18 protein-coding genes are annotated in these 14,508 nt (G+C 71.7%); 7 read left to right on the top strand and 11 right to left on the bottom strand.

What is annotated here, in order from left to right; all coding sequences use genetic code 11:
- Positions 1-37 precede the first annotated feature (37 nt).
- Positions 38-793 (top strand): TetR family transcriptional regulator, encoded by a 756-nt coding sequence (locus ACFYO9_RS36110; protein WP_358777824.1) that lies wholly within the window; start codon positions 38-40, stop codon positions 791-793.
- 98 nt (positions 794-891) lie between these two features.
- Here ACFYO9_RS36110 and ACFYO9_RS36105 read toward each other — a convergent pair whose 3' ends face one another.
- Positions 892-1,662 (bottom strand): TetR/AcrR family transcriptional regulator, encoded by a 771-nt coding sequence (locus ACFYO9_RS36105; RefSeq protein WP_358777825.1) that lies wholly within the window; start codon positions 1,660-1,662, stop codon positions 892-894.
- 155 nt (positions 1,663-1,817) lie between these two features.
- On the opposite strand from ACFYO9_RS36105, the gene ACFYO9_RS36100 reads away from it, so the two are divergent.
- Together ACFYO9_RS36100 and ACFYO9_RS36095 are read left to right on the top strand one after the other, a co-directional pair.
- Positions 1,818-2,828 (top strand): ATP-binding cassette domain-containing protein, encoded by a 1,011-nt coding sequence (locus tag ACFYO9_RS36100; protein WP_358777826.1) that lies wholly within the window; start codon positions 1,818-1,820, stop codon positions 2,826-2,828.
- Positions 2,815-3,615, top strand: coding sequence for an ABC transporter permease (locus tag ACFYO9_RS36095; RefSeq protein ID WP_358777827.1), 801 nt, complete (start codon positions 2,815-2,817; stop codon positions 3,613-3,615). Before ACFYO9_RS36100 ends, ACFYO9_RS36095 begins: the two co-directional genes overlap by 14 nt.
- 8 nt (positions 3,616-3,623) lie before the next feature.
- Here the strand turns inward: ACFYO9_RS36095 and ACFYO9_RS36090 are convergent, their stop codons facing one another.
- The 4 genes from ACFYO9_RS36090 to ACFYO9_RS36075 form a co-directional block, all read right to left on the bottom strand.
- Complete coding sequence (locus ACFYO9_RS36090) at positions 3,624-4,499, bottom strand: hypothetical protein (protein WP_358777828.1); 876 nt, start codon at positions 4,497-4,499, stop codon at positions 3,624-3,626.
- A gap of 133 nt (positions 4,500-4,632) precedes the next feature.
- Positions 4,633-6,636, bottom strand: a complete 2,004-nt coding sequence (locus ACFYO9_RS36085; protein WP_358777829.1) for a phosphotransferase — start codon at positions 6,634-6,636, stop codon at positions 4,633-4,635.
- A 60-nt stretch (positions 6,637-6,696) separates the two neighbouring features.
- On the bottom strand, positions 6,697-7,449 hold the full coding sequence (locus ACFYO9_RS36080; RefSeq protein WP_358777830.1) for an HAD family hydrolase: 753 nt from the start codon (positions 7,447-7,449) through the stop codon (positions 6,697-6,699).
- Positions 7,450-8,376, bottom strand: coding sequence for a GntR family transcriptional regulator (locus tag ACFYO9_RS36075; protein WP_358777831.1), 927 nt, complete (start codon positions 8,374-8,376; stop codon positions 7,450-7,452).
- A 125-nt stretch (positions 8,377-8,501) separates the two neighbouring features.
- Here ACFYO9_RS36075 and ACFYO9_RS36070 point away from each other — a divergent pair, with 125 nt between their 5' ends.
- Positions 8,502-8,690 carry a hypothetical protein gene (locus ACFYO9_RS36070; protein ID WP_355819293.1) on the top strand — a complete coding sequence of 63 codons (189 nt, stop codon included), beginning with the start codon at positions 8,502-8,504 and terminating at the stop codon, positions 8,688-8,690.
- Between the two features lie 6 nt (positions 8,691-8,696).
- Here the strand turns inward: ACFYO9_RS36070 and ACFYO9_RS36065 are convergent, their stop codons facing one another.
- Positions 8,697-9,608, bottom strand: coding sequence for a GntR family transcriptional regulator (locus ACFYO9_RS36065; protein ID WP_358777832.1), 912 nt, complete (start codon positions 9,606-9,608; stop codon positions 8,697-8,699).
- Between the two features lie 155 nt (positions 9,609-9,763).
- Between ACFYO9_RS36065 and ACFYO9_RS36060 the strand changes: the two genes are divergently transcribed.
- Entirely contained in the window at positions 9,764-9,949 is a 186-nt protein-coding gene (locus tag ACFYO9_RS36060; protein ID WP_358777833.1) for a hypothetical protein, read from the top strand.
- A 158-nt stretch (positions 9,950-10,107) separates the two neighbouring features.
- Here the strand turns inward: ACFYO9_RS36060 and ACFYO9_RS36055 are convergent, their stop codons facing one another.
- Positions 10,108-10,851, bottom strand: coding sequence for an ABC transporter substrate-binding protein (locus ACFYO9_RS36055; RefSeq protein ID WP_358777834.1), 744 nt, complete (start codon positions 10,849-10,851; stop codon positions 10,108-10,110).
- Between the two features lie 175 nt (positions 10,852-11,026).
- Between ACFYO9_RS36055 and dtd the strand changes: the two genes are divergently transcribed.
- Positions 11,027-11,452: a D-aminoacyl-tRNA deacylase gene (gene dtd / locus ACFYO9_RS36050; RefSeq protein ID WP_358777835.1), complete on the top strand. Its 426-nt coding sequence runs from the start codon at positions 11,027-11,029 to the stop codon at positions 11,450-11,452.
- A 45-nt stretch (positions 11,453-11,497) separates the two neighbouring features.
- Here the strand turns inward: dtd and ACFYO9_RS36045 are convergent, their stop codons facing one another.
- The 3 genes from ACFYO9_RS36045 to ACFYO9_RS36035 are packed head-to-tail and all read right to left on the bottom strand — an operon-like array spanning position 11,498 to position 13,556.
- Entirely contained in the window at positions 11,498-12,463 is a 966-nt protein-coding gene (locus tag ACFYO9_RS36045; RefSeq protein ID WP_358777836.1) for a folate-binding protein, read from the bottom strand.
- Positions 12,464-12,497: 34 nt separating this feature from the next.
- Positions 12,498-12,953, bottom strand: a complete 456-nt coding sequence (locus ACFYO9_RS36040) for a transcriptional repressor (protein ID WP_355819306.1) — start codon at positions 12,951-12,953, stop codon at positions 12,498-12,500.
- A 30-nt stretch (positions 12,954-12,983) separates the two neighbouring features.
- Positions 12,984-13,556 carry an FABP family protein gene (locus ACFYO9_RS36035; protein WP_355819309.1) on the bottom strand — a complete coding sequence of 191 codons (573 nt, stop codon included), beginning with the start codon at positions 13,554-13,556 and terminating at the stop codon, positions 12,984-12,986.
- A gap of 245 nt (positions 13,557-13,801) precedes the next feature.
- On the opposite strand from ACFYO9_RS36035, the gene ACFYO9_RS36030 reads away from it, so the two are divergent.
- Complete coding sequence (locus ACFYO9_RS36030; protein ID WP_355819312.1) at positions 13,802-14,059, top strand: DUF3099 domain-containing protein; 258 nt, start codon at positions 13,802-13,804, stop codon at positions 14,057-14,059.
- 134 nt (positions 14,060-14,193) lie between these two features.
- Here the strand turns inward: ACFYO9_RS36030 and ACFYO9_RS36025 are convergent, their stop codons facing one another.
- Positions 14,194-14,481, bottom strand: coding sequence for a DUF1416 domain-containing protein (locus ACFYO9_RS36025; protein ID WP_355819315.1), 288 nt, complete (start codon positions 14,479-14,481; stop codon positions 14,194-14,196).
- Positions 14,482-14,508 lie beyond the last annotated feature (27 nt).

The following is a 14,508-nucleotide window of genomic DNA, read 5'->3' as shown; positions in this document are numbered from 1 at the left end:
TTCATAACCGGGTTTCGCGAGCGGGTACACTGTGGGCATGAGCAGCGCCCGCAGGACGAGCGATCAGTTGAGCCCGGCGCCGGGGGCGGCCGGAGCGTCCGGCACGGCTGGAGCGCCCGGCACGTCTGGCGCGGTCGGCACACCGGGAGCACCCGGCGGCCTTCCCGCCCCCGGTGGCCTGCGCGAACGCAAGAAACAGCGCAGGTACGAGGAGATCTCCGAGACAGCCATCGCGCTCTTCCTGGAGCGGGGCTTCGAGAAGGTGTCGGTCGCGGAGGTGGCGGAGGCGGCCGAGGTCTCCAAGCCGACCCTGTTCCGGTACTTCGCGTCCAAGGAGGACCTGGTCCTGCACCGCTTCTCCGACCACGAGGACGAGGCGGCCCGGGTGGTCGCCGCGCGCCCCGCCGGCACGGCCGCGCTCGACGCCCTGCACCGCAACTTCCTGGCCGGCCTCGAACGCAACGACCCGGTGACGGGCCTCTGCGACGTCCCCGCCGTCCGCGCCTTCCACCGCCTCCTCTACGGCACCCCGTCCCTGGTCGCCCGCCTGTACGGGTACCAGGACCGCTCCGAACAGGCGCTGGCCGCCGCCCTGACCGAGGCGCACGGCGGCACCCCGCTCCAGGCCCGCCTGGCCGCCGGCCAGATCGTGGCCGTGCAGCGGATCCTCGCCGAGGAGACGTGGCGCCGCATCGCGGCGGGCGAGAGCGCGCGGGAGGCGGCCCCTGACGCGCTCAGGTCCGCGAACGAGGCGTACGACCAGCTCCGGGCGGGACTACCGCGCTATGCGTGAGCCCTCCGGGACGCGGGGCGACGGGGGCGCGGGGCGCTGACCAGTACCCGTACCAACACCCGGACCAGCGCCCGCACCCGTACCGACCCGCGCCCGCCTCAGCCACCGGAACCCGGACCACCCACCAGCACCGCCACCCCGTCGAGCACCCGCGCGAGTCCGAACTCGAACTCCGTGTCCTCGGCATCCGCCTCCCCGAGCACCCCCGTGGCGAGCAGCCGCCGCAGCGCGGGGAAGCGCTCGGCGCGGGCCGAGGTCAGTGCGTCGACGGTGCGTTCGTAGCGCCGCATGACCGCGTCCGGCGTGAGCCCCTCGGCCCGCATCGCGGCGTCCAGGCCGGACATGAGGGAGACCTCGTTGCGCACGTAGCCGCCGACCAGCATCATCACGGAGATCTTCCGGCCCTCGTCGAGGCCACAGCCGTCGAGGACCTGCAGGCCCTGCTCCATCCACGCCAGCCCGTTCGGTGTCGCGGGCGGCGAGCCGATGGGGATGCGCAGCAGCCACAGGTTCCGCCGGAACGTGTCGCGCTGCGCCCGCGCCCACCACTCAAGACCCGCCCGCCAGCCGTCCGCGGAGGCGGGCCGCGGGGGCGGCGGGCCCGTCGCCGCGTCCTGCATCAGGACGTAGAGCTCGTCCTTGGCGGCGACGTACCGGTAGAGCGACATCGTCGAGACGCCGAGCTCCTTCGCGACGCGCCCCATGGAGACCGCGTCGATCCCCTCCGCGTCCGCGACCGCGATGCCCGTGGCGACGATGTGGTCCACGCTGAGTCCGCGCTTCGGCCCCTTCGCCGGGCGTTCCCGCAGCCCCCAGGCCGCCTGCAGGCCGACGGGCAGCCCCGTGTCCCCGCCGTCGTCCGCCACCATCGCCAGCCGCCTCTCACCGTGTCAGTCCCCGCCGTACTCGCCGCCCTCCGAGCCCTCCGAGCCCTCCGACGCTTGACGCACATCGTAGTTCTGCGTAACCCTTACGCAGTAATGCGTATGCCCTACGCAGTAGCGACCCATGCGAGGAGCCGCTCATGCCACCCACACCCCCGGCCATCGAGGCGACCGGCCTCACCAAGGCGTACGCCGGGGGCGCGGGCCGCACCTCCGCCCCCGGCCCCGCCCCCAGCCCCCTCCCCGTCCTGCGCGGCATCGACCTGCACGTGCCGCCCGGTACGGTCTTCGCCCTGCTCGGGCCGAACGGCGCGGGCAAGACGACCACCGTCCGCATCCTCGCCACGCTCACCGAACCCGACGCGGGCACCGCGCGCGTCGCGGGCCACGACATCCGCGCCCAGCGCCGCGCGGCGCGGCGCGCGCTCAGCCTCACCGGCCAGTTCGCGGCGGTCGACGAGAAGCAGACGGGCGCGGAGAACCTGCGGATGATGGCGCGCCTGGCCGGCCTGTCCCGGCGCGCGGCCCGCGCCAGGGCCGCCGAGCTCCTCGCCGTCTTCGGGCTCACCGACGCCGCGGACCGCCTGGTCGTCACGTACTCGGGAGGCATGCGCCGCCGCGTCGACCTCGCGGCGGGCCTCGTCGGCGACCCCGAGGTGATCTTCCTGGACGAGCCGACGGCGGGGCTCGACCCGCGCAGCCGCCGCCAGATGTGGGAGGTCGTCCGCGGCCTCACGGACCGCGGCACCACGGTGTTCCTCACCACCCAGTACCTGGAGGAGGCCGATCAACTGGCCGACCACATCGCGGTGTTGCACGAGGGCCGGGTGGTCGCCGACGGTACGGCCGCCGCGCTCAAGTCGCGCGTGGCGGGCCACCGCCTGGACCTCACCCTCGCCACGCACTCCGCCTACCTGCGCCTCACGGACCGGGCGGTCCACCGTTCCCCCGAGACGCTCACCCTCGGCATCCCGACGGACGGCACCGCACGGCACGTACGGGAACTCCTCGACGCGTTCGACCCGCACCGCACGGACGTGGCGACGTTCGCCCTGCGCACGACCTCCCTCGACGACGTCTTCCTCGCCCTGACCCGGCCCACGACGGACCACCCGCACCCCACGGAGGCACCCGCCCATGTCCACCGCTGACGCCCCGCCGCGCACGCCTCCCACGGCCCTGGCCCTGGCGCTGACGCCGGCACTGACCCTGACCGGCCGCTCCCTGCGGCTGAGCCGCCGCAACACCGACGCGCTGATCACGGCGCTCGCGATGCCGGTCATGCTCCTGCTGGTCTTCGTGTACTTCTTCGGCGGCGCGATCAACACCGGTACGGCGTACGTGACGTACGTCGTCCCCGGCGTCCTGCTGCTCTGCGCCGGCTTCGGCTCGGCGAACACGGCCGTCGCCGTCACGGAGGACCTCCGGGGCGGCATCATCGACCGCTTCCGCTCCCTGGACATCGGCGGCGTCCCGATCCTGACGGGCCACGTCCTGGCCTCCACGGCGCGCAACCTCGTCGCGACGTTCCTGGTCCTGTGCCTCGCCCTGGCGATCGGGTTCCGCCCGACGGCGACCCCGGCGGGCGCGCTCGCCGCGCTCGCCCTGCTCGTCGCCTACGTCCTCGCCCTGTCCTGGCTCTCCGCGACGGTGGGCCTGCTCGCCCGGTCCGCCGAGGCGGCGGGCGGCTTCACCTTCTTCGTCAGCTTCCTGCCCTACCCCAGCAGCGCGTTCGTCCCCACGCGGACGATGCCGTCCTGGCTCCGCGCCTTCTCCGACCACCAGCCGGTGACCCCGGTCATCGAGTCCCTGCGCGGCCTCCTCCTGAACCAGCCGGTGGGGCACACTCCGTGGGTCGCGCTGGCGTGGTGCGCGGGGATCCTGACGACGTCGGCGGCGCTGAGCGGCATGCTGTTCGCACGGCGGACGTCCTCCTGACCACGACGTCAGGAGCCGGGTCCGCCGCCCAACGGGGAGGCCACCCGCCACAGCGTGTCGAAGAGGTCCTGGCGCTGGACGACCTTCGCCCGGGCCACGGCGCCCGTCTCGGCACGCCAGCGGGTGAGGACCGCCTGGTAGCCCATGAGGTCGAGGACCTGTCGCTCCGGGGGCGTACGGGCCGGGCGCTCCACGACCTTGTCGTAGATGCCGTCGAACAGCTCCTCGCCGTTGATCAGGCAGAACTTCAGGAGCGGCGTGACGCGCAGCACGCGGAACTGCGCGTCGAGCTCGGCCTGTTCACTCTGCCGCAGACTCCGGGCCAGGGCCCGCCACTCGTCCTCGTACTCCTGGACCTTGCGCTGTAACTCTCCCCGGAAGCGTGGATCGTCGACGGCACGCCCGTGCTCGTCCAGCATCCCGGGGATCGCCATGGGGGCGGTGAAGTCGGGGACGAGGATGCGCAGGCGCACCACCCGCCGCGCGCCCCTGTCGAGCCCCTCCAGCTTGCGGCCGAGCGGGTACAGCACGGTTTCGCCGGTGAAGCCGATGGCGTCGACAGCGACCTGTGGCTGCCTCCTGACCCTCAGGGCCTGATCGAAGTACTGCTCCAGATCAGTCGACGGCACCTCGTCCCGCACGTCGGGCCGCAGCGCGTCGTTCAGCTTCCGCACCTCGCTGTACAGCACGAACCCGACGAGGCTGAGGATGGCGCCGCCCACATAGGTCTTGCCCTCCAGCGCGTCACCGACCGGCCGCACGAACTGGGCGACCAGGCCCAGGACGGCCACCCCGAGCAACAGCGCCTTGGTCACCGCCCCTTCCGCGTTCGCCCACCGCTCCGCGGCCCGCTGCCGTGCCGTACGACGAACGCCCGGTATCACCCAAACCCCCCTGACGGCACGTGCGTTGGCCGGACGGCACAACGGCGAGAACATGTTCCCCCGCGCTCCACCCGTCAGGAAGAGGACGGACGGGCCGGCCTCGGCACGGCGCCGGCCCCGCCACCTCACACGGTCAGGAGGGGTCCGCCCCCAGCAGGCCGAGCAGCGGGTCCAGGGACGGGACGACCACCTCGGCCCCCGCATCGCGCAGCGCCCGCTCGCCCGCCTCGTCGTGGGCGTGGCCGACGAAGAGGACCTTGGCGTTCCGTGCCGCGAGCACCTCGGTCGCCGTGTTCCCGATCATGAGGGCGTCGGCGGGCTCGGCACCCAGCGCGTTCAGGGCCCGCTCCAGGCTGTCGGGGTGCGGTTCGAGCAGGCTCGGGCTGTCCGTCCGGCCGTAGATGTGCGGTCCGAAGGCGGCGGACAGGCCGCTGCGGTGGAGGTGGGCCGCCACGGCGCGGGGGGAGTTGTCGGTGACGACGGCGATCCGCACCTGCCGCCTGCGCAGCTCGCGCACCAGCTCGGCGGCGCCCGGCGTGCGTGACGCCGTGAGGGCCGCCCGCGCCTCGCCCGCCGTCAGGAGTTCCTGGAGACGAGCGACCACCTCGCTGCCCGGACGGGCGCGGTCCAGGGCGCGCAGCACGTCATGCGGGTCGGCGGTCCGCTCTTCCCGCGGCGTGAGGAGGTCCTCGTAACCGCTCGCGCGTACGTGCTTCCTAAGCTCGTCGGCCACGCGCCGCGACGATCCGTCCGGGTAGAGGCGGCAGAGAGGACCGTCGAAGCCGAAGAGCACACAGCAGTCGGGGGCCGCGTCCAACAGGTCGGCCACCGGCTTCAGTTCACGCGCTCCGGGCTGGTGCACTCCGGGCTCGCGTGCTCCGGGCTCGCGCGCCTCCAGGATGTACGTTCCGTCGCGGGCCTCGTCGACGACCAGAGCGGCCGAAGCGGGCCGGGTGGCTGGGGCCCGTCGCGTGGCGGAGAGCGGTCCGCGGCGCTCCTCCAGGCTCAGGGCCCGGCCGAACGGCCCCGCGTACCAGTCGCGCAGGGCCCGCTCCGCCCGCCCCTCCTCCGGCACCTCCGCGAGCCGCAACGGCTCGGCCGCACGCCGCAGTGCACGGCAGACCCGGACGGCCGCGCCCGCGAAGGCGGGGGCGCCCGCCTCCTCCGGTGCCTCGGCCAGGTCGAGGGCCGCCCGCATGATGTCGGGGAAGACCGACTGGGCGTACTCGAAGTCCAGGTAGACGGGCAGGTCCTCCTCCATCCCCCGCGTCATCGCAACGTGCCCGGCCTGCTCCATCGCCGCCGTCCACAGCTCCCGCATCCGCAGATGCTCGTCCTTGTCGTACTCCATCCGGACGAGATGCGTGGCGAGGTCGTGCAGCGGATCGCCGTACATCGCCAGCTCCCAGTCGATGACGGCGATCTGCTTGCGGTCGACGACGACGTTGGCGCGGTGCACGTCGGTGTGGAGGAGGCAGAAGGGCCGGGATGCGAGGGCCTGGCAACGCGGATCGTCGCGGAACGCCGTTATGGCGTCGCGGCGGACCCCCACGGCGGTGAAGAGGTCCTCGAACCGCCAGCGATTGGGGCCGTGCACCCGGCCGTCGGTGTAGTCGATCAGCCAGTGGAGGAACTCCCGGCTCTGCCCCGACTCCGGCCAGCCGACGGGCCGCGGCGGCAGCTCCCGCGCCGGTACGGACGCGGCGCGGGCGAAGAACTCGGCGAACGAGCGCAGCATCCCCGGCCCGACGGGCCCGGTGGGCTGCACTTCGGAGAGCGCCCGCCCGGCCCGGTAGGAGTGCAGCGCCCAGTCGCCGAAGTCGCGCAGACAGCGCGGGACTTCCTCCAGGTGCCGGCTCACCACCGCGAGCAGTTCGGTCTCGCTCGGCCAGATGCGGGGCACGACCTCCACCACGTCACGGGGCATCCGGCACTTCACCCGGGCCCGGAACGGCATCGTGCGCAGCAGCAGGGCGAGGCACCAGCCGAGCGGCACCACGTAGTTGATGTTGTGGTGACCGGCCACGACGTGGCGGTCGGGATGATCCCGGTGCGCGTCGGCGAGGCGTCGGATCCACGACTCGCGGCGACCGCTCTTCGGCGCCTCGTGGGGAGTGCGAGGCGGAGGTGACGGCATGAGCGCTGAGGGTATCCGATGGAAGGTCGTCTTCCGTCCGTTGTCGCTTTGTGCGCAGATTTACGCTTTTGCGGTGCTCCCCTCGCTTCGGAGGAGCCGCAATACCTTCTCCCATGACGAGATCACATATGCGTCCGGCACCCCCGCCTCCCGCAACACCTTCGCCTTGCGCTCGTTCCGTGCGAAGCCCAGGAAGGCGACGCCCGCCGCCGCTGCCGCCTCGAAGTCCGACGGCGCGTCTCCCACCATCACCGTGTCGGACGGGGCCGCGCCCATCGCGTGCAGGGCCCTCGTCAGGCAGTGCGGGTGGGGTTTCAGCAGGTGGAGGTCGTGGGTGCGGCCGTAGACGTGCGGGGCGAAGGAGGACGTCAGGTCGCGGGAGGCGAGGTAGCGCTCGGCCGTGCGGGCCGAGTTGTTCGTGGTGATGGCGAGCCGGACACCGACGGCCGTCCAGGTGCGGACGACCGCGTCGGCGTACGGGGTGGGCCAGGCGCTCGGGACCGCGGTCAGCTCGTGCTGGGTGAGCCGTTCCTCCAGCTCCGTCACCAGGTCGCTGCTCGGGTGCCGGTCCGCGACGGCGCGCAGGACGGCGAACGGGTCCGTCTCCTCGCGCACGTCGTCGGTGAGCAGACCGTGCAGGCCCTGGGCCGCCAGCCAGCGGACCTGCTCGTCCGCGATCTTCGCGGCGGAGAGGCCCGCGAAGAGCCGGCAGATGGGCCCGTCGAAGTCGAGCAGCACGAAGCGGGCGCGCTCGATCATCAGCCGTATGCGCTCGTTCTCACCTGTGGGCGGAGTCACCGTGTCGGGGGTCATTTAAGAGAGTGTCAGGTCAGTCGTGATGGTTTCCCAGAGTGCGTCGAACCACTTCTGCGACTCGTCGACGAACAGGGTGTCGCGCGACCCGGCGCCGGCCCGTTCGAAGGAGAAGACCGGGGCCTTGATGCCGCCCGCGTCCCAGATGTCCATCACCTCCGGATCGCTCCCGTTCTCGCCCAGCTCCACGGAGTTGGCCGTCAGCGTGTAGTACGCCAGCAGCGCCTCGCTGCCGTTCAGGAGGTACAGCTTGACCGGCGTGGTGAACGGCAGGGCGCGGAAGGTGACGTCGACGTCGATGCCGTGCGAGGAGCGCAGGGCGCGGAGGTTGTGGCGCAGCACCTGGCCCTGCGCGTTGCGCTGTGCGAGCCAGCGCCGGTGGAGCCGGTCCCTGTTGGACTCGTCGTCGCCCGCCTCGTCCCTGTCGTCCCCCCTCGGCACCGGGAACGCCAGCTTGATGTCGCTGCTGGGCAGCAGGATGCGGACCTTGATGGACTGCGGATGGAGCCGTCCCTCGTGGATCAGCCGCACCGGCTCGCCGATCGCGATCATCAGCGTCTCCGCGGTGTACGACACGACGTCGATCGTCACGTGCGGCTGCGCGAACGCGTCGGCGAGGCGCGGGCCCAGCGCCACCATCGACGGCTGCGGCCCCACGCTCGCCGCCGCGGGTCCCGCCTGGGCCACCCGGGGCGGGCTGCCCTTGCTGACGTTGGACAGCAGGCCCTCGCTCTGGAGCTTTTTCATGGCCTGCCGGACCGCTCCGCGTTCGACGCCGAACTCCTCGGCCAGCTCGGCCTGGGTCGGCAGGCGTTCTCCCGCTCTGAGCTCGCCCGCCCGGATGCGGTCCCGGAGGGTGTCGGCGATGTCCTGGGGTGAGCGTTTTCCGCTGCCGTTCACTGCCACGTTCTCCTGGGTCACGGCCAAACGATACAACTGACGGCCATCTCTGGGCAGTTGATGGAAAGTTGTTTTAGTTCTCCCGCCAAGTGGGGACAACCTAAGCAGAGTTGGTTGCCAACTGACTCAAGATGGCAGAAGGAGGAACCACCATGCCCGCCATAGCCCTCCTCGCAGCCGTGGTCGCCGTCTCCCTGGAACAGCTGGTGCAGTGGAAGTACGGCCCGATGGGCATCGTGGGCCTCCTCCTGCTGACCGTGGGACTGAAGGCGAAGAACCCCACCTGCAGCTCCATCGGCGCCGTCGTCCTCGCCCTGATGGTGACCGCCCCGGCCGGCTGACCGGACTCAGCGCGACCCCAGCTCCAGGTCCTGACTGATCGTGTTCCAGAGCGCGTTGAACCACAGATGGGACTGTTCCACGAAGGTCGTGTCCCGCAACCCGTCCCCCTGGTGGAACGGGAACAGCATGGACTGCGTGCCCTGCGCGTCGTACATCTCCAGGGATTCCTGGCCGATCTCCTCGTCCCGTTTGGTGAGCGTGTAGTAGGCGAAGAGCGCCTCCGTGCCGTTGATCAGATACAGCTTCACCGGCGGCGTGAACGGCAGCGCGCGGAACTGCACCGACACGTCGATGCCGTGCGAGGAGCGCAGCGCGAGGAGGTTGTGGCGCAGCACCTGGCCCTGCGCGTTGCGCTGCGCGAGCCAGCGCCGGTGCACCTGGCTGCCCTCGTCCTCGCCGCTGTCGACCGGCGCGGGGAAGGCCAGGTCGATGTCCCGGCTGGGCAGCAGCACCCGGACGTCGACCTTGGCCGGTTCGCGCTGTCCCGCGTGGATCTGCCGCAGCGGTTCGCCGATGGCCAGGGTGAGGGAGATGGACGTCAGGCACAGCGCATCTATCTCTACGTGCGGGGCTTCGAAGGCGGCCGTGATGCGTGGGGCCAGACCGACCATCGTGGGCTGCGGACGCACCTCGCCGGGATGGGCCGGCGCGCGCTCCGAGGCCTCCGCGACCGTGGCGGGGCTGCCCTTGGACACATTGGACAGCAGATGCTCGCGCTGCAGGACGCGCAGCGCTTCACGCACCGTCCCGCGCTCCACACCGAACTCGTCGGCCAGCTCGGCCTGGGTGGGCATGCGCTGCCCCGCCCGCAGTGATCCGGACCTGATCCGGTCGCGCAGCACGTCGGCCACCTCGCGGTGGGACCGCTGCGTCCGCTTGCGCCCGTCGACTGCGGCGTGTTCGGTGCTCACAACCAAACAGTACAACTTCGCGCCATCTTAGGGGAGTTGTAAGAAAGGTGGTTATGAGTCGACTCCCAGCGGAGATAACTCAGTTGAAGTTGGTAGCCAACTTTGGCAGTTGGCACCGACTCAACGGGGTCCGTCACCCCGATCCCGAAGGAGGGAACGTCATGCCGCTCATCGCCCTCGCCATCGCCGCCCTCGCCATCGGTTTCGAGCAGCTCGTCCAGTGGAAGTACGGTCCGCTCGGCATCGTCGCCTTCATCCTGCTGACCGTCGGCATCAAGGCGCAGAACGTGAAGCTCAGCGGCGTGGGAGCCGGACTCCTCGTCCTGCTCCTCGCCCAGTCGGGCTGACCCGCCCGCACGGTGGGCCCGGCCCACCCCCGGACCCGGTTGACCGGGCTCCCATCCGGAGGGGAGCCGGGAGTCCGGTCAGCCGCCGCACAACGAGCCCCGGCCCCCGGCTACGGGGGGCCGGGGCTCATCCCGTCCCGGAGTCCGGGGTCAGGTGATCACGACAGCAGGTCGTCCACCTGGGCCTCGCCCACCCGGTAGCGACGGGCGATCTCCGCGCTGCACTCGTCCGTCGTGCGCTGTAGGAGCTGGCGGCGGCGCGACACCTGCTGTTCGTGGCGGACCAGGCGGCCCATCGCCGTGTGCAGCTCCTCGTCCGTGCGCGCCGCCAGGTCGGAGAGCTCCACCTCGGCGAGCATCTCGGTGGCCAGCATGCGGTACTCCTCGCCGTGCGGCGTGCCCAGCGTGACGTGCCGGGCCGACGAGCGGTGGCGTGCCGGGGCGTCCGTCAGGATCTCCGGGAGACGGCTCACGACCTTCCCCACGGGGCCTGCGGAAGCGGCGGAACCGTCGGAAGCGGCGGTGGCGCCAGGCTCTCCGGGAGCGCCGGCACCCCCCGTACCACCGGCCGTACGGGACTCACGGGCCGCACCAGAGCCGTCGGAGTCGCCAGAGCCACCAGAGCCGCCCGAGCCACCCGCCCCCGCCGACCGCGTCGCAAGCTCCGCGCGCAGGATGTCGATCCGCCCCTGCAACAGCCGCCGCAGATAGCTGAGGTCCGCCTCGTCCCGCTGTGCCGCCCTGCGCAGCTCGCGGAGCTCGGGCAGGCGCAGCGCCGTCAGGTCGTGCTCGGGTGCGTCGGACAGCGGCCGGATCCCCGTGCGCTGGGCCGGTGGCCGCGGGACCTGTGTGCGCCGCAGCGAGATACGGCCGGGCGACTGCCCCGTACTTGGTGTGCTCATCTGCCCTTACCCGTCCCCTCGACCGGCCGACGCGGCGCACCGCGGGTGTGCGTCGCGTGTGAGCATGGTGCCACCCCGAGCGGCCGCTATGTGAGCGAGTGCCCGGAATCGGCCCCAGATGGGGGGATCGGGGCCGCGTCCCGGGCGCCCCACCCGTCACGGCATGATGGGCCGTATGCGAGCAGTGGTACAGCGGGTCGACGGCGCGAGCGTCGAGGTCGCGGGCGATACGGTCGGCGAGATCAGCGGTGAGGGACTGTGCGTCCTGGTGGGCGTCACGCACGACGACACCAAGGAGAAGGCGGCCCAATTGGCCCGCAAACTCTGGTCGTTGCGCATGCTGGCCGACGAGAGGTCGTGCAGCGACATCGACGCGCCGCTTCTGGTCGTCAGTCAGTTCACGCTCTACGGCGACGCCCGCAAGGGCCGCCGCCCCACCTGGAACGCGGCGGCCCCCGGCGACGTGGCCGAGCCCCTCGTCGACGAGGTGGTGGCCCGGCTGCGCGCGCTGGGCGCGACGGTGGCGACGGGCCGGTTCGGGGCGCAGATGCGGGTGGGCCTGACGAACGACGGCCCGTTCACGGTGCTCCTGGAGATGTGACCGGCGCGGCCCCGGGCGAGGTGACCGGCGCCGCCCCGGGCGAGGTCAGGGCTCGACCACGACCTCCTGCGCGGCGGCCGTGTCCCCGGCGATCAGCTCGGCGTCCAGCGGTACGTTCCGCTTGACCAGGCCCAGCGCGATCGGCCCGAGCTCGTGGTGGCGTACGGCCGTGGTGACGAAGCCGAGCTTGCGCCCCTCGGCGCCCTCGCTCGCCAGGTGCAGCGGCGTCCCGGCCGCCGGCAGGTGCACCTCGCTGCCGTCCAGGTGCAGGAAGACCAGGCGGCGCGGCGGCTTCCCCAGGTTGTGGACGCGGGCGACCGTCTCCTGGCCCCGGTAGCAGCCCTTCTGCAGGTGCACCGCGGTGCCGATCCAGCCCAGCTCGTGCGGGATGGTGCGGTGGTCGGTCTCGAAGCCGAGGCGCGGCCGGTGGGCCTCGACGCGCAACGCCTCGTAGGCGAGGAGCCCGGCCGCGGGGCCGTTCTCGGCGGCGTACGAGGCGAGGTCCATCCGGGGCAGGAACAGGTCGCGGCCGTGCGCGGTCTCGCGTACGACGACGCCGTCCGGGACCGCGGCGATCGAACCGGCCGGCAGGTGGGCGACGGCGAACTCGTCGGTGCGGTCGGCGACTTCCACGCGGTAGAAGAACTTCATGCTCTCCAGGTACGCCATGAGCGCGTCCTGCGTGCCGGGCTCCACGTGCGCCCAGACGGTCTCGCCGTCGTCGACGAGGTACAGGGCGTGTTCGATGTGGCCGTTGGCGGAGAGGATCAGCGCCTCGGTGGCCTGTCCCGTCGGCAGCTCGCTGACGTGCTGGGTGATCAGCAGGTGCAGCCAGCTCAGCCGGTCGGACCCGGTCACGGTGAGCACGCCGCGGTGCGAGAGGTCGACGAAACCGGTGCCGTCGGCGAGGGCGCGCTGCTCACGGAACAGTTCGCCGTAGTGGGCGGCGACGCCTTCGTCCACGCCCTCGGCGGGGACGGCGCCGGGCAGGGACAACAGGGGGCTCTTCATGTTCACAAAGACTACGACCTGCGCGCGCCCCCGCTTATTCCTGGGCCGCGCCTCCCGCGTCCCCCGCGCCGCCCCGGCACTTCTCGCACTGCCCGAAGATCGCGAAGTGCTTCAGGTCGGTGTCGAAGCCGAAGGTCTCGCGCAGCTTGTCGGTGAACTCCGCGGCGATCGAGGTGTCCGCCTCGATGACGTCCGTGCAGTCCCGGCACACCAGGTGGATGTGGTGGTGGCGGTCGGCCAGGTGGTAGGTGGGCGCGCCGTGCCCGAGGTGGGCGTGGCTGACCAGGCCCAGCTCCTCCAGGAGCTCCAGGGTGCGGTAGACCGTGGAGATGTTGACCCCCGACGCCGTCTTCCGCACCTGGCAGAGGATGTCGTCGGGGGTCGCGTGCTCCAGGGCGTCGACGGCCTCCAGGACAAGCTGACGCTGCGGCGTCAGCCGGTAGCCGCGCTGACGCAGGTCGCTCTTCCAGTCGGAGTCGGTGCTCGCCACACCGTGAAGTCTAGGCCCTGGTGTTCGGGTCTACTTGAAGAAGGCGATGCCGTCGTCGGGCAGATCGCCGAGGTTGCGCGCCATGTCGGCGACCTCCTCGGGGGTGACGACCTTCTTCAGCTGGGCCGACATGTACGGCCGTAGCGGCACCTCGGGGGTCTGCTTCTCGCCGACCCACATCAGGTCGCCCTTCACATAGCCGTAGAGGCGCTTGCCGCCGGTGTAGGGGCCGGAGGCGGCGGTGCGGGCGACGGCGTCGGTGGCCAGGTCGATCTGCGGCTTCTTGTCGGCCAGCTCGCCGTACCAGACCTCGACGACACCGTCGTCGCGGACCATCACGACCTCGACCTTGCGGTCCTTGTCGATCCGCCAGAAGCCGGACTCGGACTCCAGGGGCTTCACCTTGTTGCCCTCGGCGTCGAGCACCCAGGTGTACGAGCGGTACTCGATGAAGTCCCGGCCGTCATGCGTGAAGGAGACCTCCTGGCCGAAATTCGCCTTCTCGGCGCCGGGGAAGTCGGTGACGCCCGCGCCCGCCCAGTTGCCGAGGAGGAAGGCGAGGGGGACGAGGTCGGGGTTCAGGTCGGACGGAATCTCGATCATGGGAAGCTCAGGCGATCTCTAGGGGGTGTACGGGGCTCAGCGCTGACCCTGGTACAGCTTCTTCACGCTCAGGCCGGCGAAGGCGAGGACGCCCAGGCAGACGAGAACCAGCAGGGTGGAGAAGAAAACCTCAAGCACGGGGTGCTCCTCGGTGAGCGGTGGGGCGGGTGTTCAGAGCCGGTCCCACTGTAGTCGGGCGGCGCCCGTCCCTCTCTGTGAGGTCCCTCGCGGCGTACGCTGGGTGTATGTACGCGCGTAGGCGCCATGTGTACTTCGCCATGATGGGGACCTGCATCGGCCTCTTCGTCCTGGCCTGGGGCGTCGTGCGGCTGTGGTCGATCCCCGTCGCCGTCGGGATGTGCGTCGTGGCGATGGTGATCCCGCCGCTGGCCGCGATGACGGCGAACCGGCGCGGACCCGAAGACCGCTGGTGGGACGATCCCAGCGGGGACCAGAAGTCCGACGAGTGGTGGGACGAGCTGGACGGCAAACGCAAGCGGTGAGCCCTCGCGGACCGGCGCAAGCCGAAGGACCGCACCGCAAGCCGAAGGACCGCACCCCGTTCCAGTGGCGTCCAACCCCCTGGGGTGCGGCCCTTCAGCCGTTCTCGGCGCGGTGTGCGGACCGCGCTGCGTGATCAGACCGCGATCGCGACCTCCGCGAGACCGCCCGTCCGGGCGACGACCGTACGGTCGGCCGTGCCGCCGGGGATCAGCGCCCGGAGGGTCCACGTGCCCTCGGCGGCGTAGAAGCGGAACTGTCCGGTGGCCGAGGTGGGGACCTCGGCGGTGAACTCGCCGGTCGAGTCGAGCAGGCGCACGTAACCGGTGACGGGCTCGCCGTCGCGGGTCACCTGGCCCTGGATCGTGGTCTCACCGGGCTTGATCGTCGAAGCGTCGGGGCCGCCGGCCTTTGCTCCACACATGGGTACTCCTGAGGGGATGGGAAGAGG

Origin of the sequence: Streptomyces sp. NPDC005863, assembly GCF_042871345.1 — a bacterium.
Taxonomy (GTDB): domain Bacteria; phylum Actinomycetota; class Actinomycetes; order Streptomycetales; family Streptomycetaceae; genus Streptomyces.
Note: the sequence above shows the minus strand (reverse complement) of the source record. Positions and strands in the feature narration are given on the sequence as shown.

Excerpts from the sequence above, each read along its gene's own strand:
- ACFYO9_RS36105 (WP_358777825.1), bottom strand. The coding sequence starts at position 1,662 with ATGGTGGCGGACGACGGCGGGGACACGGGGCTGCCCGTCGGCCTGCAG.
- ACFYO9_RS36035 (WP_355819309.1), bottom strand. The coding sequence starts at position 13,556 with ATGATCGAGATTCCGTCCGACCTGAACCCCGACCTCGTCCCCCTCGCC.
- ACFYO9_RS36080 (WP_358777830.1), bottom strand. The coding sequence starts at position 7,449 with ATGACCCCCGACACGGTGACTCCGCCCACAGGTGAGAACGAGCGCATA.
- ACFYO9_RS36025 (WP_355819315.1), bottom strand. The coding sequence starts at position 14,481 with ATGTGTGGAGCAAAGGCCGGCGGCCCCGACGCTTCGACGATCAAGCCC.
- ACFYO9_RS36095 (WP_358777827.1), top strand. The coding sequence starts at position 2,815 with ATGTCCACCGCTGACGCCCCGCCGCGCACGCCTCCCACGGCCCTGGCC.
- ACFYO9_RS36100 (WP_358777826.1), top strand. The coding sequence starts at position 1,818 with ATGCCACCCACACCCCCGGCCATCGAGGCGACCGGCCTCACCAAGGCG.
- ACFYO9_RS36060 (WP_358777833.1), top strand. The coding sequence starts at position 9,764 with ATGCCGCTCATCGCCCTCGCCATCGCCGCCCTCGCCATCGGTTTCGAG.
- ACFYO9_RS36070 (WP_355819293.1), top strand. The coding sequence starts at position 8,502 with ATGCCCGCCATAGCCCTCCTCGCAGCCGTGGTCGCCGTCTCCCTGGAA.
- ACFYO9_RS36085 (WP_358777829.1), bottom strand. The coding sequence starts at position 6,636 with ATGCCGTCACCTCCGCCTCGCACTCCCCACGAGGCGCCGAAGAGCGGT.
- ACFYO9_RS36055 (WP_358777834.1), bottom strand. The coding sequence starts at position 10,851 with ATGAGCACACCAAGTACGGGGCAGTCGCCCGGCCGTATCTCGCTGCGG.
- dtd (WP_358777835.1), top strand. The coding sequence starts at position 11,027 with ATGCGAGCAGTGGTACAGCGGGTCGACGGCGCGAGCGTCGAGGTCGCG.
- ACFYO9_RS36110 (WP_358777824.1), top strand. The coding sequence starts at position 38 with ATGAGCAGCGCCCGCAGGACGAGCGATCAGTTGAGCCCGGCGCCGGGG.
- ACFYO9_RS36045 (WP_358777836.1), bottom strand. The coding sequence starts at position 12,463 with ATGAAGAGCCCCCTGTTGTCCCTGCCCGGCGCCGTCCCCGCCGAGGGC.
- ACFYO9_RS36030 (WP_355819312.1), top strand. The coding sequence starts at position 13,802 with ATGTACGCGCGTAGGCGCCATGTGTACTTCGCCATGATGGGGACCTGC.